Source organism: Porphyromonas sp. COT-239 OH1446 (genome assembly GCF_000768875.1).
Taxonomy (GTDB): Bacteria; Bacteroidota; Bacteroidia; order Bacteroidales; family Porphyromonadaceae; genus Porphyromonas.
Window position 1 is genome coordinate 1 of sequence record NZ_JRAO01000022.1, and the last position, 345, is coordinate 345.

The following is a 345-nucleotide window of genomic DNA, read 5'->3' on the forward strand; positions in this document are numbered from 1 at the left end:
CAGGTCTTCATACTTATGAAAACGATGCTGAGAGTTCGTCGTCCTAGGGCGAAAGCGGCGTTGGCGTAGAAGTAAACCATTGGCTCTAAGGAGGCTGCGGAAGCGATCTCGGCCAAGGGTGAACTTCTCCCCAAAGTACTGACGACAGAGCTCAAAAAGCTCTCGAAAGCCTGCCCTAGGCAGGTTGTCCTGAAGCCTAAGATACTGACAGTAAAGGATAATGCTCGTGCAGAGGACATCTTCCTCATGACAAGCAAAGGCGTTGAATTGGCGTTTGTAGAAGGCCTGACGGCTAAAGCCAAGCAGTGCGCAGAGAGGAGCGACAGGATGCTGATGCTCTTCATC

Annotated in this window: 1 pseudogene; it reads right to left on the reverse strand. The window is 51.6% G+C overall.

From position 1 onward, the window contains the following. Positions 1-345 (reverse strand): annotated as a pseudogene (locus HQ37_RS08380) (IS3 family transposase); the annotation flags it as partial.